Annotated in this window: 19 protein-coding genes; 4 read left to right on the forward strand and 15 right to left on the reverse strand. The window is 50.0% G+C overall.

Translation table 11 applies throughout. The features are described 5' to 3' along the window. Positions 1-388: 388 nt before the first annotated feature. Positions 389-1,684, reverse strand: a complete 1,296-nt coding sequence (gene glyA / locus JMI88_RS11230; RefSeq protein WP_201361918.1) for a serine hydroxymethyltransferase — start codon at positions 1,682-1,684, stop codon at positions 389-391. A gap of 466 nt (positions 1,685-2,150) precedes the next feature. Here glyA and fusA point away from each other — a divergent pair, with 466 nt between their 5' ends. After that, a complete protein-coding gene (gene fusA, locus JMI88_RS11235; protein WP_201361919.1) occupies positions 2,151-4,202 on the forward strand; it encodes an elongation factor G in 2,052 nt (683 codons plus the stop codon). Between the two features lie 52 nt (positions 4,203-4,254). On the opposite strand, the gene JMI88_RS11240 is transcribed toward fusA, so the two are convergent. The 7 genes from JMI88_RS11240 to JMI88_RS11270 form a co-directional block, all read right to left on the reverse strand. Continuing rightward, on the reverse strand, positions 4,255-5,502 hold the full coding sequence (locus JMI88_RS11240; RefSeq protein WP_236022895.1) for an MFS transporter: 1,248 nt from the start codon (positions 5,500-5,502) through the stop codon (positions 4,255-4,257). 231 nt (positions 5,503-5,733) lie between these two features. Next, positions 5,734-7,725 carry an aldo/keto reductase gene (locus tag JMI88_RS11245; RefSeq protein WP_201361920.1) on the reverse strand — a complete coding sequence of 664 codons (1,992 nt, stop codon included), beginning with the start codon at positions 7,723-7,725 and terminating at the stop codon, positions 5,734-5,736. Between the two features lie 284 nt (positions 7,726-8,009). Further along, entirely contained in the window at positions 8,010-8,375 is a 366-nt protein-coding gene (locus JMI88_RS11250; protein ID WP_201361921.1) for a hypothetical protein, read from the reverse strand. A 167-nt stretch (positions 8,376-8,542) separates the two neighbouring features. Then, a complete protein-coding gene (locus tag JMI88_RS11255) occupies positions 8,543-9,196 on the reverse strand; it encodes an LON peptidase substrate-binding domain-containing protein (protein ID WP_201361922.1) in 654 nt (217 codons plus the stop codon). Positions 9,197-9,610: 414 nt separating this feature from the next. Next, positions 9,611-10,090: a GatB/YqeY domain-containing protein gene (locus tag JMI88_RS11260; RefSeq protein WP_201361923.1), complete on the reverse strand. Its 480-nt coding sequence runs from the start codon at positions 10,088-10,090 to the stop codon at positions 9,611-9,613. 164 nt (positions 10,091-10,254) lie between these two features. Continuing rightward, complete coding sequence (locus JMI88_RS11265) at positions 10,255-10,527, reverse strand: hypothetical protein (protein ID WP_201361924.1); 273 nt, start codon at positions 10,525-10,527, stop codon at positions 10,255-10,257. A 22-nt stretch (positions 10,528-10,549) separates the two neighbouring features. Next, complete coding sequence (locus JMI88_RS11270; RefSeq protein WP_201361925.1) at positions 10,550-12,202, reverse strand: sodium:solute symporter family protein; 1,653 nt, start codon at positions 12,200-12,202, stop codon at positions 10,550-10,552. Between the two features lie 264 nt (positions 12,203-12,466). Here JMI88_RS11270 and JMI88_RS11275 point away from each other — a divergent pair, with 264 nt between their 5' ends. From JMI88_RS11275 to JMI88_RS11285, 3 genes are all read left to right on the forward strand, one after another. Beyond that, positions 12,467-13,972 (forward strand): thioredoxin-like domain-containing protein, encoded by a 1,506-nt coding sequence (locus JMI88_RS11275; protein ID WP_201361926.1) that lies wholly within the window; start codon positions 12,467-12,469, stop codon positions 13,970-13,972. A 265-nt stretch (positions 13,973-14,237) separates the two neighbouring features. Beyond that, positions 14,238-15,815 carry an L-glutamate gamma-semialdehyde dehydrogenase gene (gene pruA / locus JMI88_RS11280; RefSeq protein ID WP_201361927.1) on the forward strand — a complete coding sequence of 526 codons (1,578 nt, stop codon included), beginning with the start codon at positions 14,238-14,240 and terminating at the stop codon, positions 15,813-15,815. 16 nt (positions 15,816-15,831) lie between these two features. Then, positions 15,832-16,767 carry an MBL fold metallo-hydrolase gene (locus tag JMI88_RS11285; RefSeq protein ID WP_201361928.1) on the forward strand — a complete coding sequence of 312 codons (936 nt, stop codon included), beginning with the start codon at positions 15,832-15,834 and terminating at the stop codon, positions 16,765-16,767. Positions 16,768-16,930: 163 nt separating this feature from the next. Here JMI88_RS11285 and JMI88_RS40365 read toward each other — a convergent pair whose 3' ends face one another. The 7 genes from JMI88_RS40365 to JMI88_RS11320 all read right to left on the reverse strand — a co-directional run bounded on the left by JMI88_RS40365 (position 16,931) and on the right by JMI88_RS11320 (position 24,861). Then, positions 16,931-17,527 (reverse strand): acyltransferase, encoded by a 597-nt coding sequence (locus JMI88_RS40365; RefSeq protein ID WP_201361929.1) that lies wholly within the window; start codon positions 17,525-17,527, stop codon positions 16,931-16,933. Then, a complete protein-coding gene (locus JMI88_RS11295; RefSeq protein ID WP_201361930.1) occupies positions 17,527-18,594 on the reverse strand; it encodes a polysaccharide deacetylase family protein in 1,068 nt (355 codons plus the stop codon). The genes JMI88_RS40365 and JMI88_RS11295 overlap by 1 nt, the downstream gene beginning before the upstream one ends. 92 nt (positions 18,595-18,686) lie before the next feature. Beyond that, a complete protein-coding gene (locus JMI88_RS11300) occupies positions 18,687-19,913 on the reverse strand; it encodes an NAD(P)-binding domain-containing protein (protein WP_201361931.1) in 1,227 nt (408 codons plus the stop codon). 19 nt (positions 19,914-19,932) lie between these two features. Next, entirely contained in the window at positions 19,933-21,231 is a 1,299-nt protein-coding gene (locus tag JMI88_RS11305; protein ID WP_201361932.1) for a carboxylate--amine ligase, read from the reverse strand. Beyond that, the gene (locus tag JMI88_RS11310; RefSeq protein WP_201361933.1) at positions 21,209-22,252 is read right to left on the reverse strand and encodes a polysaccharide deacetylase family protein; all 1,044 of its coding nucleotides are present in this window, start codon (positions 22,250-22,252) and stop codon (positions 21,209-21,211) included. The genes JMI88_RS11305 and JMI88_RS11310 overlap by 23 nt, the downstream gene beginning before the upstream one ends. Before the next feature lie 57 nt (positions 22,253-22,309). Further along, entirely contained in the window at positions 22,310-23,548 is a 1,239-nt protein-coding gene (locus tag JMI88_RS11315; protein WP_201361934.1) for an NAD(P)/FAD-dependent oxidoreductase, read from the reverse strand. Beyond that, positions 23,545-24,861, reverse strand: a complete 1,317-nt coding sequence (locus tag JMI88_RS11320; RefSeq protein ID WP_201361935.1) for a carboxylate--amine ligase — start codon at positions 24,859-24,861, stop codon at positions 23,545-23,547. Before JMI88_RS11320 ends, JMI88_RS11315 begins: the two co-directional genes overlap by 4 nt. Positions 24,862-24,867: the final 6 nt, after the last annotated feature.

Consider the following 24,867-nt stretch of genomic DNA (forward strand, 5'->3'; position numbering starts at 1 on the left):
ATGCTTGAGCAAACATTTAGCTACTACACTCACTAACCATACACCCCTCATCTGCATAGACGTGGTATCCAACCACTATTTGCTTGCCACTTACAACATCTGCGCCATGTCATCTGATATACTAGCAGCCGTTCATTCATCACCAGACTCCACATTGCCCTAATTATATAGGAGCCTTGATGAAACGACGCCAATAATTGCTTTTCATATCTGAAAGTACACGAGGGCTTCTTCTTCTATAAACGAGAAAGTGTTTGCGAATGTATCAAATAGGCACCATCCTGACGCACTATGGCTACTACTTCCGCAACCAATCTATAAGCGATGGACCAGGCTAGCTGACACAATATGTCCCTGCCTGGTCCATCACTGTTCACATACTACTGGATCAAACGTATTTCATTTCTACGTAATGGGCACGTAAGGCATTGACCTGCTGTTTGACATTTTTACCGCGTACGCTCTCATGAATCAGTTGCGCCAGCTCGCCCATGGCCCGCTCATCCATACCAAAGCGCGTCATCTCGGATACGCCAATGCGCAGGCCCGAGGGATTCCGTGGGTCGGCGTCTCCTGGGAGCATATTATAGTTAAGGATAATATCGCTCTCTTCTAGCCGCTTTGCGACTGCGACTCCGCCGCCCCATTGGGCTACATTGACGGCAATCATGTGGCTCTGAGTATAGCCAAACTCACGGGCTTCCACTGGCGTGCCCAACTCATCCAGGCTACGACCCAGCGCCTGCGCATTGCGCACAATCTGGGCCGCATATTCACGTCCATAGCGCTGCATCTCACGTGTGGCCACCAGTAAGGCAGGCAGTGTATGCAAATGATGGTTGCTCGATGAGCCCGGAAAAACGCCCCGATCGGCGGGTTGCCAGTATTTTTTGATCGCGGCGGCATCTTTCAGATTTGATAAGATGATACCGCGTTGAGGACCGGGAAAAGTTTTATGCGTGCTTCCGGTCATCCAGGTCGCACCTTCCTGTAATGGTGATTGAAACTGCCCACCAGCGATTAAGCCCAGCACATGCGCACCATCATAAAGGACCGGAATATCTTTGGTTTTACAGAAAGCTGCAATTTCTGAGACTGGCTCGGGAAATAAAAACAGGCTCTTTCCCAGGATTACTAGTTGTGGATTAAGCTGATCAATCAGTTCGATGGTTTTCTCGGCATCTACGTGATAGCGATCTTCAGTCAAAGGCAGGTAATGGAGGTTAATCGAGTGTTCTCCACCAACTTTGAGCGATTGACCGCGACTTTGAATGCGCCGTCCAAACACACCTACCGCGCCGTGGCTGATATGTCCGCCCGCATCGGTTGAATTGGCAATAACAGTATCTCCACCGCGCAAAATGCTCAGGGCCAGGGCGGTATTGGCCGCATTCCCACTGATCGGGCGCACATCCGCTTGCCTGGCGCCAAAGAGCGTCAGAAGCTCCTGCTCGGCCATGCTCTCAATTTGATCGATGTAGCGCGTTCCCTGATAATAGCGATTCACCTGCTCGCCCTCGTTGGGATGGCCTTCTGCGTAGCGACCCATAAAATCAGAGGTTTGTACACGCCGCACTGCCTCGCTTGGAGTGTTCTCGCTGGCAATTAAATTGATTGTCTGCGTCTGACGCCATGTATCCTGCTGCTGAATAATAGCTTCGATGTCATGTATGTCAATAGTCATCTACAAAGCTCCCTTCCGCTAACCGCGTCGAACAAATATGTTTTCAGTATAGCACAACGTTTTTATGAACAAATACCTGCGCAGACGGTAACAATTATCCGCCAGGCAAGCATTAAATATATACAGGCGATACGCCGATGACATTGAAAAGAGAGCATCGATGCGGTTCTCATCAGTAGAGTCGTATATGCCCATAAAATAATCTATGCAGCAAATAAACAAAAACGCATAAAATAATGATGAAAACACCGCAATGTTGTGATTTGATGTGCTGTTGAACATGTTGCATAATTTTGATATACTAGGTCTACACCTACGAAATGAGAAGGGATAAGTGCATAACTTTTTCTCTGTACCGCAAACAGCCATTCGCGTGGCCGCGTCGCACCGATGGTCTACGACAGATCCCTCGGCACTAGTCTGATCCAGACCATTGCTGCGTAGAAACTCAGGAGGATTGGGTTTTATGAAGGTTTATCGGGCGGAACACATTCGCAACGTAGCGCTCATTTCTCACGTTGGAGCTGGCAAAACCTCCCTCATCGATGCTGCATTATATGATAGTGGTGCAGTAACCCGTCATGGAAAAGTAGATGAAGGCACATCTGTTGTTGACTATGATCCTGAAGAACTGAAACGACGTATGTCTTTGCAGGTTAAAGCCTTGCCAGTTGAATGGAAAGATCACAAAATCAATTTTATTGACACTCCCGGCTATCCCGATTTCGTTGGAGAGGTGAAGGCAGGCCTACGTGTGGCCGATGCAGCATTGGTGGTGGTAACCGCAGAAAAAGGTGTTGAAGTAGGAACCGAACTTACCTGGCAATATGCTGATGAACGCAACCTTCCCCGTATCGTCCTGGTCAATAAACTCGATCGCGAGAATACTTCATTTGAGCAAGCACTGACTTCATTGCGCAATCAATTTGGCTCCAAAATTGTTCCTCTACAACTCCCTATCGGCGAACAGGCAACCTTTAAGGGCGTGGTTGATCTGGTGACGCGCAAAGGTTATACATTTGAGGGCGGCAATAGCGTACAGGAGATTTCTGTTCCATCTCAACTCGATGAGCAGATCACCATGTATCGCGATCAGTTACTCGAGGCAGCCGTGGAGAGCGACGATACCATCATGGAAAAGTTTTTGGATGGTGAGACGCTCAGTGATGAAGAGATCAATGCCGTCATTAAGCAGGGGACTCATACCGGCACGATTATTCCGGTTTTATGTGGCTCGGCCGGCAAAAATATTGGCATTCAGACGCTGCTGGACACTATTGTGAATTACTTACCCAGTCCACTAGATGTCGTAGCGGAAGATGTGGCAGCATTTGGCGACAATATATCTGCTTTTATCTTTAAGACCACCAACGCGCAGGTAGGCACGATATCTTCCTTCCGCGTTTTCAGTGGGACGCTCAAATCAGATATGCACCTCACCAATGTAGAAACCAGGGCCGATGAACGTATGAGCCAGTTGATTATTCAACATGGTAAGACTCAGGAGCCAGCCACGGAGATTCCTACGGGCGATTTTGGGGCGGTCGCCAAGTTGTCAAATAGCCATACTGGCGATACGCTAACAAATAGTAAAGAGGCCACACAACCCCTCGATCCCATTATGTTTCCGCTCCCTTGCTATACTGTCGCGATTGTGCCGCATAGCCAGGCCGACCTGGATAAGATGAGTAATGCCCTGGCGCGTATCGTTGAAGAGGATCGTACCATCCGCGTCTCGCGCGATCCTGAGACGGCCGAAGTGCTGCTTTCAGGCATGGGCGAAACGCATATTCAAATCCTGGTCGAGAGCATAAAACGCAAATACTCGGTTGATCTGCAGACCCACGATCAACGCATCTCGTATCGCGAAACGATTCGTAAGAAAGTGCGCGCGAACGGACGCCATAAGCGCCAGAGTGGTGGACATGGACAGTTTGGTGATGTGTGGCTGGAGATCGAGCCATTGTCACGCGATAGTGAGCAGTCCTTTGTATTCGAGGATAAAATTGTGGGTGGCGTTGTGCCGGGACAATTTATCCCTGGCGTAGAAAAGGGCATTCGCGAATCGCTCAAGCGCGGCTTTATTTCAGGACACCCTATGGTGTATGTCAAGGTAGCACTGGTTGATGGTAAATATCATCCGGTGGACTCCTCGGCTCAATCTTTCGAGGTCGCCGCCTCCCTGGGTATGCAGGAGGGGGTGCCACAGGCCAATCCTGTGCTCCTGGAACCGATCATGAATGTGACTGTTGATATTCCAGAGCAAAATATGGGCGATGTCATGAGTGATATCAATACCAAGCGTGGCCATGTCATGGGTATGGAGTCGCTGGAAAATGGTATGCAGCGTATCACGGCCGCTGTTCCGCAGGCGGAAATGCTGCATTACGCCACCGATCTGCGCTCCATTACACAGGGGCGTGGCAGTTTTACGATGGAGTTCACCCAGTATGCGGAGGTGCCGGCGAACGTCCAACAAGAAATCATTAAGAAATACGAAGAAGCCGCCCACAAATAATATGCTTTAAGGGCAACAAAGGTGCCTTCTCCAGGCTGGAGAAGGCACTTTTTTATCTTGAACCCATCAGATGCTGACGCATGCTACGAGCATTGAACACATAAAATGCCAGGGCAAACAGGATCAGCAGACAGGCCACAGCACATACACCATTCCACCTGGCCATGCTCCAACCGACGGTACCCAGAATAGAGCCGATGGAGCCACCCACAAAGTAGATAAACATGTATACAGTATTCAAACGATTGCGGGCTGCAGGCTGTAAGCTATAGACGCGAGCCTGGCTGGAAATCTGGTTGGATTGCGTGCCCAGGTCGAGCAGAATAGTGCCGACAACCAGACCAAACAGCCACTGACCGGTCAGCCACATCAGCACGAACGAAACCAGGATAATGACCAGACCCATACCATTGGCCAGCCGTGGGTCCCGGCGATCGGCAAACTTGCCGACAAACGAGGCCGCCAATGCGCCAGCAACTCCCACCAATCCAAACAGTCCGGCCACCTCACTACCAAAGTGATAGGGTGGGGTTTCCAGGAAGAATGATAGTGACACCCAGAAGACGCTAAATGCGGCAAAGGCCAACGCTCCAAACAGCATCGTTTCGCGTAAAACTGGCTCGTCCCGCACCAGCCCCCATAATGAACGCAGCAACTGCGGATAGCTCATTGAGTCTTTCTTAACCCGATCATCAGGCAGAAGGATACGCATAGCTACGGCCAGCAAGATCATCATAGCGGCCGCAATCCAATACATTGCCCGCCACCCCAGGTAGGTAGCGACGATGCCGCTCACAGTACGCGCCAGCAAAATACCAATTAACAGGCCACTCATAACAGTACCGACAACCTGGCCACGAGCCTTAGCAGGCGCCAGATGCGCCGAATAGGGAATAATCAATTGCGGCACCACCGTCGTCACACCAACCAGGAAGCTGGCGATCCCTACCATTACAATTGATGAGGCGCTGGCCATCCCGATCAAGGCCAGGGTAACAGCGATCAACGTACCCACAATCAATGTGCGCTGATTATATTTGTCTCCCAGAGGAATAATAAATAACAGACCGCAGGCATAACCAATCTGACTCAGTGTAGCAATAATTCCCATCTGGTTGGCAGAAACGGCGAATTCATGGCCCATGTTCGCCAGTAGCGGCTGGATATAATATAAGTTCGCGACCGAGATAGCACATGCGACAGACATAATCAATACTAATCGTCTATCCACCGTGGCAGATTCATCCAGCCGCTCCTCAACAACCTCAAGTTTTGCAGCCTCAAGCAGCTCTTTATCCAATCAATAATTCCTTCCTCACTGTGCAACATCCATCAATGTCTCTATAACAAAGAGAAGCCACCATTTTATTGCATGCTTCATGCATAAAATGGTGGTGCAGGGTGTGTGTTTTGTGCCTGCGGCCCCTGACGCTACGCGCCTGTGGCGCTCACAAGCGAGAGGAGGTCATGCTGCAAAATTGGGTGCTCAGCACCCAATTTTGCAGCATGACCTCCTCTCGCTGATGTTTTTTTAAGACTCCAGATTCAGCCAGCGTACTTCCTCGGGGGTCAGTTCCACTGTCAGAGCGGGCAGCGAGGTGCGCGTCTCCGAGAGTTGGCGTGGGCCGATCAGAGGGAAGGTCGGAAATGGCTGATTTAAAACATAGGCCAGAGCAATATTAATGGGGAGCACCCCGCGCTCTTTGGCCATTTGATTCACGCGCTCCAGACGTTTGAAGTTGTCTTCGCTGTACCAGCAGCGTACTAACTCTGCATCTGAATGATCATCAGGGTGGGCTCGACCGGTAAAGAAGCCGCGGGCCTGGCTCGACCAGGGCATAATAGGCATCTGCGTCTTCTCTAACCAGGCACGTGACTTGGGATCGGAGGCTGCGATACAGCCAGCCCAGACCGGATCAACCATGCGTGCCAGGCTAAAGTTGTTGCTCATGGCCGAAAAACCACTCATGCCATGGGCGGCCGCCCAATCGTTGGCTTCCTGCAGACGTTCAATCGACCAGTTAGAAGCGCCAAATATACGCATGCGTCCAGCGTTCTTGTGCTCGTTGAGAACGGTGATGAACTCGCCCACAGGAATGTCAGTGTTGTCACGATGCATCATGTAGATATCTACATAATCGGTCTGCAAGCGATCCAGGCTCTGCATGAATTGAGAGGAGAGAGCCTGAGGATTACAGTGGGGTGTATGTGCACCTTTATCCAGTATTACCACCTGCTCACGCAGGCCACGATTTTTGATCCATTGACCCAGAATCTTTTCACACAGGCCGCCACCATAGATATAGGCGCTGTCGAAACAGTTGCCACCCTGTTCGATGAAATCATCGAACATGACTGATGAATGTGGCCAGTTGGCCTGATTATCCACACCCATCACCAAACGTGAAATAGGCTTCTCTACGCCAGCAATATGGCCATACTTCATGATATTCTGTGGGCGCACGGTCAAAGGGCGTTTATGGATTGGGAGATGCTGGTCTGGCCCCTGTGGCTGCTCGGATGGATAGCTCAAGCCCAGCGCGGCGCGCCATTGATCCAGCGTGCGCATATTGCCTAGCGTATCTTCCCAGCTCATGGTAGGTGATTGGCGCTCCGCCAGGTGCGCCGCGACCGTATCGGCTTCCAACCCATAGAGGTCCTCGGTCTCAAAACTATGCTCGGTCACCTCGCCATTATGTTTCACAATGATCTTTGAGGTCTGGCCGGCACGTGGATTCCAGGGAGGTGGTATGGTGATTGAGCCTTCAGAACCATAAATGCGTATCTCGTTCTCGGCATTGACGCGCACACCTGTCAGCAACTGAGCGACGATGCCACCAGGAAAGGCCAGCGAGGCCACGGTATATTCATCGACATGGCTGGCTTCACCGATATGGCCGGTAGCGGTAACCTTCGTTGGCTCGACAAATGGTTTGCCGTTGGCTGCACCAGCCACCAGGCGGGCCAGAGAGGTACAGTAGCCACCAACATCCAGAATACCACCGCCACCCAGTTCATTCTTCAACAGGCGGCCTTCCAGATTATTGCCGGCATTGAAGGCAAAGCTTGCCTGGATAACGCGCACTTCTCCGATGGCCCCTCCGCGAATCAGCTCGACCAGTTTGGCAATTTGTGGATGACAGCGATACATATACGCTTCCATCAAGAAAACATCATTGCGCACTGCGGCTTCCACGATTGCCATAGCATCAGCATGATTGAGGGCAATTGGCTTTTCACATAAAATATGCTTGCCGGCTTCAGCAGCCTTAATCGCCCATTCAGCGTGCATTGGATGAGGAGTAGAAATATAGACGGCTTGCACATCATCATCGGCAAGTAGATCATTATAGCTACTATAACGCCGTGGTACATTCCACTTATCGCCAAAACGATCGGCGGCTTCCTGGGTCCGGCTTCCGACAGCCAGAAGCTTTCCTGTCTTAGAATTTGCTAGACCTCTCGCAAAGATACCTGCAATGTTCCCAGCTCCAAGGATACCCCAGGTTAGCGTTTGACTCATGATAATCCTCCAAACCACTGTGAAACCTGATAATCAATGTGTCAATTTCGTCATACCTGTAGCGAAACAATATGATCAGCACATGCATATGTTACAATCTGCGCCAATGCCAGTTACACCTTAGTATGATCCAGTCAAACAGGCAAAAATGCAGGAGCAACTTTGATCTATGCATTTTACTTTCTCTACCCATTCCGAATGAAGTATTCGGTTTTTGACTTATTCTGGAGGTTATACCACGAAATCAGTCCGTGCGTCAAATCATGTGTAGCCAAAAATACACTTTATTTCTGGCGTTGTGAGCGAGAAGGGAATTTCTGAGGCTTACTCTTATGCTGCGCTGGACGCTTTGGCCCTCCATTTTTTTGACCTCGCGTCTTTTGTGGCCCTTTACGGGAAGAAGTTTCTTTGCCAAAGATGGCCTGGGCCTCATCGCTGTGGCCATGCCCTATCAACCATTCCTTCGCTTGAGGGTGTAAATCTTTTAAGGTCTGACTGCCTGCGATCATCATCCACATCGCAAACTCAGGATCGGCTGGTGCCTCCTCGCTCCAATGGCCTTCCGAAATTAAAAAATCTCTCACCTTATTGACATCTAATGTCCGCAACACTGTATCCAGCTGTTGCCGAAATTTATGATAGTCGGTCATTTTTTTATCTACTCACTTTCGCGTTAGGTATGCTGCGGCCTGACCCTGCACCAAACAGCGTATGCAGGATACCAACTGTCTATAATACAGAGAAAGCAAGGTCAGCACTGACTGTTAAGTCTGACCCCGGATATGTATTACTTCCTCTGCGCCTGGATGGTTCTGCTTTAGTTTAACATAGTAAGATCATCATCGGGCCGTTTAAAAAGTAACTGGCGCATAAATGGTACCTCACGCCGTAACACAGCTATCTCTTCGTCCAGGCGCTGGTGGGTCGAGGTGAGCTCTAGATAATGCTGCTTCTTGGTATCTTCGATTTCCAAAAAGTAGGCAATAAAGTGTGATAGATCTTCGGGCACTTCAGGCAGGTTCGCATGCAGATCGCTCTCCTCTGGTGTATCCAGTAACATACTCAAGTAGGTATCAAACAGGCTACGGGCCTGCTGGGCCATGTGCGTCAATGCCTCTTCGGGCTCGAGCTTATCTTCATAAACCTCTACCAGTCCCGATAGATAGGACTTTTCACGGCTCTGACTGAGAATACGAAAACGCCTGATACCCACTGCCATTAAGTCATAACAACCATCTTCTAGTGGTCGCAGGTTATGAATTTCAGCCAGAGTACCAATTTCATAAGGCTCTTCCCGCATAAACTTGCTGCCAGCTTTTACCAGCACCACGCCAAAGGGTTTATTTTCTTTCTGGCAATCCATCACCATCTCTCGATAACGTGGCTCGAAAATATGCAATGGCAGGACCGTGCCAGGGAAGAGCACGACATTTAATGGGAATAGCGGCAATTCAATTGCGTCTGTAGACATATCAGGAATCCTCCAAGGTGAAGAAACCGACACCTCTTGGTTTATGATACGCACAGATAGTCCCTTAGCCAAAATCAGACTCATCTTGTGCTATATGACTTATCGTACCTTGAGACGCCGCTGGCATGTGTTATGGGGCAAATTATGCATGCAAATGAACCCTAATCAGAAGGAACTACAAACCCCATCTATCATTATCAAGATAATTAATATACTGTATACATTATATTTTGGGAGTTCTGCAAGTGCATTTCACGCATATTAATCACAACAAGCTACCAGCAATCCAATGGCATATAGCATTATTCCAACGGCATTGAACAAGGAAATTCAGCTCCCCCGTCTGTATCACCTAAAAAAAATCCGAAGAGTCTTGTGTGCGACTCTTCGGAATGCCTCAGCATATACCATCGGCTATTGGACTAATTCTTTGACCATACGCTGTACACGGGCGCCATCAGCGTGCCCTTTGGTCTCTTTCGCTGCCAGAGGCATAACCTTGCGGAACTCTTTGCCGTTTGCCTCTATCAGGCGTGTGATAATCGCCCGCAGTTCCTCGTCGCTTAACTGAGAAGATTGCAGGTATGACTGTAAAATCTCCATCTCACGCTGCTCTTTTTCAGCCAGGTCGGTACGCCCACCCTGTTTGTAGAGAGGAATGGCCTGGTTGCGTTTCTTCACTTCTTGCTCGAGAACTTTCATACAGTCGGCCTCGGTCAGGGGCTGTCCATATTCTGCATGTTTGCGATCGGTACGTGCCACCTCAAGGTTATGGATCGCGCCCAACGCCATACGTAATGTATCCAGGCGAGTTTGATCGCGATTACGCTGCGCCTCACGGATGTCTGTTTTTAACTGTTGCTCAATAGGGAAATCCTGCCGTGCTTCCGCCATCTGTCGTACTCCTACATTGCTAATATACTAAGTTTATGCGCCTCTTAGTATACTACGAAGGAGTGAAAAAAGCACCTGTGAGTTGTCTCCCATTCCGCCTGGACACAACATGACAGCCCCCGGCAGGTGCCGGGGGCTGTCATGTTGTGTCCAGGCGAAACTGGCTATGCGGCTTTACTTCGACGGCCTGAAATGAAGCCACCAATACCCATAATGAGCCCAAAGATCACCAGCAGCAGTCCCCACCACAAGTTGATATTGATATTTGCACTCTGTGCATAATTGACGTTGCCAACCAGGCCGTAGATGACAAGGATCAGGCCAATGGCGCCAATCGTCGCGCCAATCGTCAAGGCAATAGACATTCGGTGCGTCTGCGTACCCCCATCCGGGGTCTGCACTTTCTCTCGCTGCACCTCTTCTTGTTGTTGACTCATAGTATTATCACCCTCTTGCTTCCTAGAAGAATATGATATTCAGGACAACGAAGATGGCCAGGGCCGCGCCCGCCAGCACCATTGGTCGTTTATACCAGACAGTCTCAACAACATCCGCCTTTGGCGTCATGCTATAGACCAATCCTTTTAATTCTTCATCTGGTTTTCGTTCGGTAAAGAACGAGACGATAATGGTGACTACGAAACAAACCGCCCAGGCAATCAATGCACGCCACATGCTGGAACCTTCGGAGCTACCCAGCGAAAAGAGATGCATATACTGCTCGCCGATCCAGAGCGCAATCGAAGCAAGGGTACCAATCAGCAAGCCGACAAATCCACCCCAGGGTGTCGTGCGCTTCCAGAACATGCCCAGCAGGAACGTAGCAAGCAGGGGCGCATTGAAGATGGAGAAGAGTGCTTGCACGTAGTCCATAATACTGGTGAAGCTGGCCGCGATATACGCTGTAGCAACGCTCAACAGAATACCAACTACGGTCACGACGCGCCCCATCCACAGATAGTGGTTGTCGCTGCCGTCGCGTTTAAAGTAGGCGCGGTAGATGTCATACGTCCAAACAGTATTAAAGGCGGTTACGTTACCGGCCATACCTGACATAAACGATGCCAGGAGCGCGGTCAGGCCCAGACCAAGAATACCATTGGGGAAGTAGCGAGCCATCGCGATCGGAATGGCCATATTATACGAGTTCTGGAATGTGCCTCCTTTACCCAGGTTGGGCAGAACCGAAATGATCACCAGACCAGGAATAATAGCCAAAAACGGGAAAAACAGTTTTGGGAACGCGGCAATCAGCGGGGTGCGCTCAGCCGCTGCTTCATCCTCAGCGGCCAGCGCGCGCTGTACCACCAGGAAGTCGGTACACCAATAGCCAAAGCTTAGAACGAAGCCCAGACCCAGCACAATACCGATAAAGTTGACGCCAAAAGGATTGCCATTCGAGGCGGTGTTCGCCCACAGGTGGAAGAACTGAGGATTGTTTACTTTGGCCTGCAAACCTGACCAACCACCAACACTGGTCAACCCGATAATCGTCAATGGTAAAAGTCCGGCCACAATCAGGAAGAATTGCAGTGTCTCGTTGTAAATCGAGGATGTCAGTCCACCCAGGATGATATAAAGCATGATGAATAAAGCAGCCACCCAGATACACGTATTTAGCGACCAGCCCAACAGGAGATTGAAGACAAGTGCGGCTGCATACATGTTGATGCCACTGGTCAACAGGGTCAGAATAGCAAATGAGATAGCGTTGAAGCCACGTGTGGCCTCGTTATAACGCAATTTCAAGAATCCAGGAACCGAGTGTGCCTTACTACCATAATAGAATGGCATCATAAAAATAGCTACAAATAACATAGCCGGGATAGCGCCAATCCAGTAAAAGTGCGCCTGCAAAAAACCATACTGGGCCGCATTAGCGCCCATACCAAGGATTTCTAGCGCACCCAGGTTAGCTCCAACAAAAGCTAATCCAGTCACCCAGCTAGGTAGTGAACGCCCTGAAAGGAAAAAATCTTCCGATGATTTCATCCGCCTTCTCAGCGCAAAGCCAATACCAAGCGTTACGAGGAAGTAGACCGCAATAATGAGGTAGTCTATCCAGTTCGCATTAGCAATGACTTTGGCAGATACCGCTGTCAAAGTAAGCATGAGAGATCTCCCTTAGTTAGCAACTCTATAAGTAAAGATTATCCTCTCTAACAGGAAAAGATAGACCTGAAATAAAGAAGTAATCTTCACCTATATTGATGGGGCCAAAATTCGACAAAAAGAAGCAGAGATTAGTTTTATATCTCTACCTTCACAGGAATACTTGTTTTAGTCACGAAACAGATCCATAAATCGCTTCAGCTAAAAGTGACATAATGAGTAAAGGAAAGACACCTGTTGATACACGAGAAAGGAGCAAGGCGGATGAGCAAGCCACAATTTCGCGGCGAGGTGCGAGCACCAGATTTTCCTACCAATCTGGATTGGATCAATAGTGATCATCCATTGAGTATGACTGAACTACGCGGTCAGATGGTAATACTTCATTTCTGGACTTTTTGCTGCGTCAATTGTATGCATGCGCTGGCCCAATTGCGCATCATAGCCGCCGCTTTTCCCGATACGCTGACCGTAATCAGTGTGCATTCGCCCAAATTCCCTCGCGAGCAATTTACAAATAGTGTACGCGATGCGGTTTTACGTTATGGCATCGAGCATCCTGTGGTTAATGATCGCAGCATGTACCTCTGGCAGCAATACGCCGTACGCGCCTGGCCGAGCCTGGTATTTATCGATCCAGAGGGTCGCGTAATTCAACGCCGCGAGGGCGAGATTGAGCCCACGCAGGCCATTGCTCTCATCAAGCCAATGCTTGAAGAATTCGAGGCTCGTGGCCTGCTCTCCCACCAACCACTACGCTTCACTCACGAAGTGGCAACTCAATCGCTACTAGCCTTTCCAGGCAAAATCGCCGTCGATAGCGCGGCCGATCGTCTGGTGATCAGCGACTCGGCCCATCATCGGATCATTGAGACCGGTCTGGATGGTCACATACGCCAGGTTATCGGCACGGGCAACATGGGCAGAGCAGATGGCGGCTTTGATCAAGCACAATTCAATCGTCCTCAGGGTGTCCACCTGGTAGGTAATCTGCTCTATGTGGCCGATACCGACAATCATTTAATCCGCAAAGTTGACCTGACTATAAGACATGTGGCCACTATCGCGGGCACTGGAGAGCAATATGGCTTGAGTCGCACACCAGCCAGTGGGCCCGCCCATAGCATTGCACTCAATTCTCCCTGGGATCTCCAATGGCGACACGATGCCCCTGACGACCGCGATGATCTCTTTATCGCTATGGCGGGCAATCACCAGATCGCAGTTCTCCACCTGAACGAGGAAAAGATAGAACCTTTTGCGGGCAGAGGACCAGAAGGGATCGGAGACGGTCCTTACCAGGAAGCTTTTTTCGCTCAGCCTAATAGCCTGGCCCTGGCTGAAAACATCCTGTACGTGGCAGATAGCGAAACGAGCGCAGTGCGCGCCATTGATTTAAGCGCATCCAAACAGGTGCATACCCTGGTTGGACAGGGACTCTTTGTCTTCGGAGATCAGGATGGTATAGGCGACGAGGTGCTCTTGCAGCATGTTCAGGCGCTCTGTGTCTGGCAACAGCAAATTTATCTGGCAGATACATACAACAATCGCATTAAAATCCTTAACCCTGCCACAAGACAGGTAAGAATGTTGGCGGGAACTGGCACAGCTGGCCTAAAAAATGGTACATTCAAAGAGGCACAGTTTAATGAGCCCGCTGGCATTGCCGCCGCTAATGGAAAACTTTATGTAGCCGACACGAATAACTCGGTTATCCGCGTTCTGGACCTGGACACACAGACTGTGTCCACGCTACACATTCACTCGTAGTCCAGGCACTACTCTCCAGCGGCCACGCGGCAATTACAGTCAGACACATTCTCCTAAACAGAAGAGAGATAAAGCGAGGGTAAAATCCTCTATTGGAGAATGCGTTGTAATTCGATAATAAGGGGGCATATTTCGATTTGCCACCAGAAAGTCGCACAGCCAAGCATCTGACGCATAAAATGCTTTCATCTCTCTCATGCTATGAGATACAATGGAATATATGATCGTTTACTCATGACAGTGAAGTGTTTATAAGGAGCTTCCCATGACAACCGTATTTGAAAATGCTATCACCCACGCGCAAAAATCATTTGTGAATGAACCCTTCACTGATTTTTCACAAGAATCCAATCGACATGCTCAGGAGTCCGCGCTTGAGCAGGTGAAGAATGAATTAGGGCGCGCTTATCCTTTAATTATTGGTGACAAAAAAATATATAGCGAACAAACCTTTAACTCGGTCAATCCTGGCCAGCCAGAGCAGGTTATCGGAACTTTCTCAGCTGCTACCCGGGAACAGACCAACGAGGCTATCCAGGCCGCAGCCACCGCTTTCGAGAGCTGGAAACGCGTGCCTGCCTCTGAACGAGCTGGTTATCTATTTGCGGCCGCGGACCTGATGCGTCAACGCCGCTTTTTGATCAACGCCTGGATGATCTATGAGGTTGGGAAAAGCTGGGTTGAGGCCGATGTCGAAACGGCTGAAGCCATCGATTTTCTCGAGTTCTATGGGCGTGAAATGCTCAGGTTAGCCGATAAGCAGCCAATCACCCCTTTTCCTGGTGAGGAGAATGAGCTAGTCTATATCCCGCTGGGTGTAGCTGCCGTCATTCCCCCCTGGAACTTTCCCAATGCCATTATGACCGGCATGACCAGTGCTGCCTTCGTATCAGGCAATACTGTGGTCCTGAAACCAGCCAGTACCGCTCCGGCCATCGCGTACCAGTTCCTACAAATCCTGGAAGAGGTCGGGCTACCCGCTGGAGTGGTCAACTATCTGACAGGTTCAGGCTCAACCATTGGAGATACCCTGGTCGATAGTCCACAGGTACGCTTTGTCTCCTTCACAGGCTCACGAGAGGTAGGCACGCATATCTACGAACGGGCCTCAAAGGTACATCCAGGGCAGCGCTGGCTCAAACGCTCCATTCTCGAAATGGGTGGTAAAGACGCCATTATCGTCGACGAAACCGCCGATCTCGAGGATGCAGCCACCAACATTGTCTTCTCCGCCTTTGGTTTCCAGGGACAGAAGTGTTCAGCGGGCTCACGCGCAATTATAGTCGACGCCGTTTATGACGACGTATTACAAAAGGTAGTTGAAAAAGCGAAAAAGCTAACGCTCGGAGATGTCACTCAGGCTGGGACATACATGGGTGCAGTTGTCGACGCCAATGCGAAGAAAAAAATCCTCGAATACATCGAGATTGGGAAAAACGAAGGCCAACTAGTCCTTGGTGGAGGAGAACAGGGACCAGGCTACTTTGTGGAACCAACCATTTTCGCCGATGTAGGCCCGCATGCGCGCATCGCGCAGGAAGAAATCTTTGGTCCAGTGCTAGCCGTAATTAAAGCAAATGACTTTGATCAGGCACTTGCGATCGCCAACGATACTGAATATGGCCTGACTGGCTCGCTCTATTCTACCAATGCCGAGCATATTGCTCGTGCCAAAGAAGAGTATCATGTCGGCAACCTTTACTTTAATCGCAAATGCACAGGCGCGTTAGTAGGTGTACATCCGTTTGGTGGCTTTAATATGTCAGGTACTGATTCTAAAGCTGGCGGACGGGACTACCTGCTTCTCTTTACACAGGCCAAAGCCATCTCAGTAAAGAAATAAAACGAAGGAGCAGCTCTTGGCAACCGTTAGTAAACACAGTCCAGGTCTCTGGCATATCTCCCTGCCTTTTCAAGGAGAATCCGAGGTCATTGGGACATATGTCCTGGCCGGGCAAGATGAGGTCACACTCATAGATCCCGGTCCAGAAACAACGATTGAATCTCTGCTGGCCTCCTTACAGGAAGCAGAGTTTAATCCTCAGGCGATTACCCACATCCTCCTGACCCATATTCATCTGGATCATGCCGGGGGCGTGGGGACATTGCTGCACCACATGCCTGATGCCAAAGTCCTTGTGTATAGCAAGGGAGCCCCACACCTGAAAGATCCGACGAAACTGATTACCAGTGCCAGTCGGGTCTATAAAGAGCGTATGCAAGAGCTTTGGGGCAAGGTTGAGGCGGTACCCACCGAGAATATACAAACCATCGATGGTGGGGATGTACTGAATGTCGCTGGTCGTCGGTTAGAGGTGCACTATACACCCGGACATGCCAGCCACCATGTCGTTTTCTATGATGTACATGCTGGAGAGCTGTTCGCAGGCGATGCCGCAGGTGTACACTTGCCCGGCATCGATTATGTGCGACCACCAACCCCGCCACCCGATGTAGATATCGAAACCTGGTCAACTACTATCGATCTGCTCAAAAAGCTGCGTCCAGATGTGCTCTACCTGGCACATTTCGGACCGGTACGCAACACAATCCCTTACCTGGAAAGATTGCGTGCGCAACTCTTCGCCTGGGGTGATATTGTGCTGGAGGCAATGCAGGAGGGGAAAAACGAAGAAGAAATCATTCAGATTCTCATCGACAAAACGACACCCGAGCTTAAACGTAAGGGAGCAGATGATAAGGCATTCAAACGCTTCGACCTGGCCACCAATTATCCCATGACTGTCCAGGGCTATATACGCTACTGGCGGAAAAAACACCCTGAAAAGTTCTAGTTAGTATACCTGCCTGACAGGAATAATGACAGCAAGAATGCACCCCTTCGGGAACGCATGCTTGCTGTTGTCATACCTTCAACTCTACGGCACTCATCTGTTGTTTATCTCATTGGCGCAAAGGGGCATCCAGAATATTACACATCCTTATACTTAATTCCAGCTAGCCAGGGAAAACACAGAGGGTACCACAGGCCTCACACCAGCCTGAGAGCTTGCCATCATCTAATGCGTGAACATTGGACAGACGGCGAGCACAGCGACATACATGGCCGTGCACACGCGCAGGATTGCCAAAAACCAGCGTGTACGGTGGCACATCTCTGGTGACAACAGATCCCGCTCCGATCAAAGCGAATTCGCCAATCGTGACTCCACAGACAATCACCGAGCCAGCTCCCAGCGAAGCTCCATATTTGACCAGCGTAGGTGTCACCTCCCAATCCTCGGCACTCTTCAATTGACCGTCAGGTGTGATCGCCCGTGGGAACATATCGTTGGTAAAACATACATGCGGACCAATAAAAACGCCATCTTCGATCGTGACTCCCTCGAAGAGCGAAACGTGGTTCTGAATTTTAACGCGCGAACCAATAGAGACATGCGATTCAACATAGACCCCCTTGCCGATGTTGCACTGTTCTCCAATGCGGGACTGGGAACGCACGTGTGCCTGGCGCCAGATGCGGGTGCCAGCGCCAACCTGCGCTCCTTCCTCTACTTCGGCCTGAGGATGAACATAAAATGATGTTGCTTGCATTATTTTCCTTTTACGCGACGAGCATTGGTAAAATTATTACGAATGAAGGGCAGCCAGCGCAAACGGGAAATAAAACCCCATAGTCCTGCCGCCTCAGCCGCCACGACCAACCAGTGCTGGTCAATATCTGCTTCAATACGGCACAAGCGATATGGATCGCTGGTCGGCGTGTTAATACCATAGGTAGTGGTAACGGCCCAATCATAGCCAGCATCTTTGACTGCCTGGACCACAGCGTCGCTGATATGCTGGGCCTGCCCGACAGGATAGGCAAAACTACGCACAGGGTGCCCAAGCTTATTTTTCAGTACCCGACGACATTCGGTTACTTCATAGCGCATTTCAGCCGTGTCAGTAATATAAGAAAGAATTGGATGATGCATGGTATGGGCACCGAAAGTAATCCAACCACTTTTATCCATCTCCAGCGCCTGCTCCCAGGTAACCGAAAGCAGATCTTCATCCCGATCCTGCTTATCAGCCTTGGACGATACATCCAGCGCTGCTCTGGCCTCGGACAAAAAGTTCTCGCGCTGAGCTACCGAGGTTGCAAAACGAGCATGGTCATCGATAAATTGAGCCAGAACCGGCCGGGCCCCCTCTTGCTCTAGATTGAAATGTTTCTTATCCAGGGTAAACTCGCGGGCACGTGCCCGGCGAGCCATGCTCTGGCCTTCAAACCACCAGAAGCGCTGATGGGTTTCGATATAGCCCGGAACAAGATAAATAGTTAAAGGAATATAATAATCGCGGGCCACATTCATGGCATAGGTATAATTGTCAGTATAACCATCATCTAAGCTAATAACGAGTGGTGTACGTCGATCATTTTGATACTTAGGATCTTTCTGTCCGCTGTAGAGTTCTTCCAGTGCGGCGTCTAATGACATAATACGATAGTGACGACGCAGATACCGCAGGTGTTGTAAAAAGTTGCCACCCACCGAAGAGTGGTAGGTTAAGATGGCGACTCGCCGTCCCGCTCGCTGCGTCCACCGGCGAGCCAGAGCAATCAGGCCGCTGTAATAGAAGAAGCCAGCCAGCATTATCAGAATTCGTCTACTCATCCTAACTTCCTTTGACACTACTTCCATCGACCACATATGAGTTATCTCGCTTGTGTGAGATAACTCATGCTAGCAATCTGGGTAGATGAGGTTTAGCGCGAACGCACCACCTGTTTGGCAATAGCGCCGGAAGCTCGGCGAGCAGCAGCATCAGCTCCCACAACGAAGCGATAGAAAGGACCGAAGCTACGTGCAGACGAGAAGCCAACAAAGTAGAGACCTGGTACGCTGGTCTCAAAATGGCTGTTCAGGACTGGTGAGCCACGATGGGTCTGCAATGAATCCTTAATGTTCTCGTCCAGCATCGGCAATGCTTTCACGTCTGGGCGATAACCGGTACCAAGGATAACATGATCATAGACCTCTTCCTGACCATTGGCCAGCGTCAGCTTTACTTTTCCGTCTACTTCCTCAATCTTTGCGATAGATGTATTCTCGCGCAGATCGACCTGTCCAATGATGCGCGGCCTCAACCAGTGCGATCCAGCCGGTCCATGTGTATTGTCGACGATGTCATCGCGGCGAGCGCGGGACGCGCTATGCAGGGAGTAAGGATACTTCTCCTGAATCAAGTTGGACCAGCCATAGCCCATACCAGCCTTTGGAGCTCGCAGATTGCGCACCCAGGCTGGGTATTTCGTGTTCTGAAGGGTGAGCCAGCGCACTTTACGACGCACGAATACGGATACTTTGGTACCCTGCTCATTCAATAGCGCCGCCGTCTCCAGGGCTCCCTGGCCGCCACCAATAACCGCGACTCTCTTGTTTTTGAATGACTCCAGCGTAGCATGGTCAGCCTGGTGCGAAACCAGGTGCTTGGGCATATGCGCATAATCTTCTGGAGAATAGATATAGTAGTGTAGTCCAGGAGCAACAACTACTACTTTGCTCGTCACTACACGTCCATCTTCCAGGGTCACGCGATAGTGATCATCGACACGTTCGATGTTACTGATATATGTTTCATCGACATCAGGTACAGCATGTTTCTGGAACCAATTGACATAATCCAGGAAAGTTTCGCGCGGCATCGGATCAACCGGAGTTTTGCCGTGCGCCTCATAATAGCGGGCAATCGCATATTTCCCCTGTGGATCTGAAAGGCTGGAAGCCCACCAGAAGGAACGCAGCAACATGCCATCAGGCATATGATTGCGCCAGAAATAATTCACTTTTCCAAAGGTAGCTACTTTGAGCCCATGACCCATTAAATGGGCAGACACAGAGAGACCATAAGGGCCGGCGCCCATAACGACCACATCATATTGAGTAGAAGGTGTAGAAGCCTGATTCTTTTTAGCGTTTAAAGAGACACTCACGATAAATTCCTCCAGAGAGTTATTTACTCAATTTGCGTACGGAACGATAAGAAAAATCCTTTGCCGCACTCCAAACAGGTTTTAGGTCCTTCAAATCAACATAATCATAACCAGTAGGCATAAAAAAACTTGAACAAAATTGTAAAATAGTCTGAGCCGGTGACGGCACGCCTGGTCGGCCACGCTGGGCCAGGGCCTCAGCAGTTGTAACGATGTCGCCTTCCAGAAAACGCATCCACCCTCCGGTTTGATAACCATCAACAGGCTCGATAGCTTCTCCCGCTGCCCATTGATAGAGCAGATAGGGAAAATCAATGCCAGAACGTACCGCAACTTCGACGGAGGCCGAGAGCCGGGGATTAATTTCCATCAGGTATGGTTTTCCAGCTTCGTCACGGCGAAACTCTACTTCAGAATAGCCTTCCAGTTCAATTTCCCGCACCAGTCTCTCTGACTGCTGCCCGATATCATCTGGAATAGCGATACTCTGTCGTAAGACCGAAGTACCACCCAGTGGTGGCTGGGTGCGCTTAGCCCACTGGGCAAAGCGTGCATAGAAGGTGCCCTGTCCATAAAGCAGGCTGACCGCTTCCCGGCGACCAGTCAGGAACTGCTGAAACAGGGTACTACCACCAAATTGGGTTAACTTTTCGACAGCCTGATACGCTTCATCCGGCGTTGTTACCAACTCACAAATCAAGCGCACTCCTTGTTGTTCTCCCCATAACCAGGTTTCGATTGGTTTGACGACGGCAGGCAAACCAATCTCACGTATGGCTTCCTTGACCTCACTGGTAGAAGAGACTGTCACGCCTTTGGGAATGTCCAGACCTAACCGCTCAGCAATTGACAGGGTGAGATCCTTGTTAATCGCCACTTCCAGAGCAGGCTCCCTGGCCAGAGCAATACGTGTGTATTTTTCAATCTCCTCCCGGTGCTCGCGAATAACCGCTAGCGTACCATCTGAAGAGGTCAACAATACCCGCGCACCCATATAGGCCAATATCTGGTGCAGATAGGCCAGATAGGGCTCCACCTGTTGATCATAGGCCGGTGCCACATAGGCGCGCTCACACCAACGCGACGCGAACGTAGGGATAGCGCGAGACCTTCTAGATGGCTGCGCAGTCTCAAGAGCGGCTACATGCATCCCTCGTTTTCCTAGCGAACGCACTGCCACCAAAGATTGACGCAAATTGGCATCTAATACCAGTGCGTCATACGTCGGCGACCGCGTCACAAGGTCTTCGGCATATTGTGACTGCGGAATAGCTGCCTTCCGACCTTTCGCGTCATTATTTTTTAAAGAGTTTGGCATACTTTTTCCTGATTCGAGATACGATACCCAGCAGTCCAACAAGTTCGGCTGCCATGACCATCCAATTCACTTCGGTATCGCCAGGCATACGGCCTAGCAATAAGGGATTTGACTCGCTGGTATTGAGCGTTTCCAGGGTCGTTACCGCCCAGGTAAAACCTGCTGCCTTAACAGCCTCAATTCCTTGCTCACCAATGTGTTGCATTTTCCCAACGGGATAGGCAAACAAGCGAACCGAATGGCCCAGATTCTCTTCTAGAAGCTGGCGTGAAGCCTGCACTTCGTGCAATATTTCCGCTGGATCTGATAAATAAGCCAGAATAGGATGATTGACTGTATGAGCACCGTAAGAAACCAGTCCGCTGGCTTCCATTTCGCGAATCTGTTCCCAGGTCATCGGTAAATCAGTATCGTTGGGAGTCAGATCGCGACATGGCAGTGCTAGCTGCAAAGCCAATTGCACATCTGAGAGAAATTGCTCTCGCTCAGCAATTGACGTCGCGTGCCGTGCTCGTCCATCAATGATATCGATTAATGCCTGGCGTTCGTGCGGTACCGACAGGTGATAGGTGCAGCCATCAAAGCACACCTGCTCACACTTGAGCAGGCTAATCAATTTGCTGGCCGCTAACCACCAGAAGTAGCGGCCACTTTCGACATAACCAGGAATTAAAAAGATCGTTATCGGTACTTGATAGCGCTGCGCCAGTCGAAATCCTTCGGTGTAGTTATCAATATAACCATCATCAAAGGTTAAAACGAGCAGACGACGGCGATCACGTTTACTAGCAACGCTTTTTTGTGTTCTTTTTATAAAAAGCTCTTCCAGAGCCTCCTCTAAATGTACAATGCGATAGTGACGCTGCAGGTAACGCATGTGCGCCTCCAGGCCACCGTCCGCATTATGATAGTTAAGAATAAGCAACCGTTGGTCAAACCGCTCATTGATCCGCAAAGCCAGATAAGTAATACCCAGGTAGTAAAACATTGCCGCAATTACTACGCGCATGCGTTCGTACATAATAAACCCCTCACACCCTTAATACTTCTGGCAGCAATTGTGTTGCACGCATCACACCTATCTATGGTGAGCTACATAGCGTGCAGCTCCGACAGCCACTCGCTTTCCAGCAGCTTTCGCACCCACAACAAAACGATACAATGGACCAAAGGCACGCACAGAACTGAGACCAATAAAAAACAATCCCGGGACGCTACTTTCAAACCAGTGACTTAAAATCGGAATATGCTGGTCTTCTCGGATCTGGGATAACAGAGATGGGTCGATCATCGAAAGGTTCTTTACCGTGACCTCGTAACCGGTACCAAGCAGCAGATGGTCAACCTGAATTCGCTGTCCATCCGAAAGCAATACATCCAGTTTGCCGTCTCGTTCTTTAAGCTCTTTGATTGCCGTGCGCTCATGTACTTTGACCTTATCTTCGCCCATTACCCGCTCACGCAGCCAGTGGGAAGCCGCAGCCTGGTAATGCGATTTAATAAAGCGGTCTTTGCGATCCTGCGAGAAGAGATAGAATAGATATGGCATATATTCCAATACCCAGTTTTCCCAGCCAGGAGCAATACCGGCCGACGGAGCCTGAATTTTTTCCCACAATGTGCGCTCATCGTGGCGATCTCGTGGCAACCAGTTAATTGAACGACGAACGACCAGGTGCACATCAGCGGCTTCTCCATCCTCCAGGAGCAACGCAGAATATTCAACAGCGCTTTGCCCACCTCCCAGAACCATGATATTTTTACCTTTAAACTGACTATAATCACCATGATCGAAGGCATGGGAGACCAGCTCTTTAGGGAAACCGCTAAATTCCTGCGGCCGTCGACTGAAATAATACACTCCAATCGCCATCACCACCGATGTTGCCTGCACCTCACGCCCATCTTCCAGGGTTACGATAAAACGTTCATTTTGCCGTTTAATTGAAGTTACATAGGTCTCATCCACATTAGGTACAGCATTTTTTTGGAACCAGAAAGCATAATCTAAAAAGAGTTTCATCGGAACAGGATAAGGATTTTTTATATTCCTCATCTTTAAGTAACGCGCAAAACTATACTTTTTTTGTGGATCAGAAAGACTTGTCGCCCACCAGTGAGAGCGCAAGTACATTCCCGCAGGCATATGCCTGGTCCACAACTCCATTGGCTTGCCAAAGACAGCTACATTTAATCCTTTGCCGATCAAATGAGCAGCCGTAGTAAGACCATAAGGGCCGGCCCCAACAACAATCACATCGTATTGCGCGACCGGTGTCAACTGCTGAGATTCTTGTAAGTCAGACACAACACTCATAAGGAACTCCTTTTGATACGTGACAACCTTTTGGCAATAGCCCCTCCTACCCACTCAAACGTGAATTCCGTTGATGCTTTTATAGCAGGGGTCAAATCATTCCAATCCACGTAGTCATAATTCATAGGTTGAAAAAAAGAGAGGGTAAAACCTAGTACAGCCTGGCCTGGTGGGGTTATGCCGGGACGCCCACGTTTCTGTAGAGCTTCAATCGTCGTCATAATATCCCCTTTAAGGTAGCGCATCCAGCCCCCTACGCGATACGAACGAACCTTATCGATCTTTTCGCCATTTGCCCATTGATAGAGCAGATGAGGAAAATCAACGCCAGAACGTACGGCAATTTCTACCGACGCTGATAAACGAGGATTGATCTCCATAAGATAGGGGATGCCTGCCTGGTCGCGCCGAAATTCGACCTCGGAATAGCCCTCCAGGTCGATTTCACGGATCAACCGCTCAGACTGAGCGCCAATGTCTTGCGGCACAGCAATGCTCTGGCGTAGGACCGAGGTTCCGCCTAGTTGGGGCTCGGTACGCCTGGCCCATTGAGCAAAACTGGCATGCACCTCTCGGTTCGCATACATAATGCTTACCGCCTCACGCCGACCAGTTAAGAACTGCTGAAACAGGATGGTACCACCCAGTTGAGTCAATTCTTCCACAGCTCGGCGCGCTTCATCTGCTGTAGTTACCAGTCGAGAAGCAAAGCGGGCACCGCCCCCTTGCTGCTCATCCCATAACCAGGACTCAACTGGCTTGATAACAGCTGGTAAGCCAATCTCTTTGACAGCAGCTGACACTTCATCTACGGAGCTGATCGTTGCGCCACGCGGGATACCCAATCCCAGTTGTCTGGCGACATCCAGTGTTAGCTCCTTGTTGATGGCAATCCCCATCGCAGGATCACGTGCCAGAGCAATCTTTACGTGCTTTTCCAGCCGCTCCCGATGCTGGCGCAAGAGAGCTACTGTACTATCAGAAGATGCGATGGCGACGCGAGCACCGCTACGCTCTAACCATTGTTCGAGGAAGTTAAGATAGGCCGCAGTTCCAGCACTACTGGGACAGACAATACCTTGCTGGCACCAACGTGAAGAAAACGCCGGAACCTGGTTCTCTGCCTCCAGAGCTGCCACCTTCAATCCACGTTTACCCAATGAGCGTATCGACACCAGTGACTGACGCAAGGCCGCGTCCAACACCACTGCATCGTATATTTTCGGCTTGCCTCCACCATTATTGACAGATTGCTCATTTAGAGTAGATTGAGTAGCGCCAATGCTATCTACATCAGATGAATGACGTAACACGCAACA

The organism is Dictyobacter formicarum, assembly GCF_016587435.1.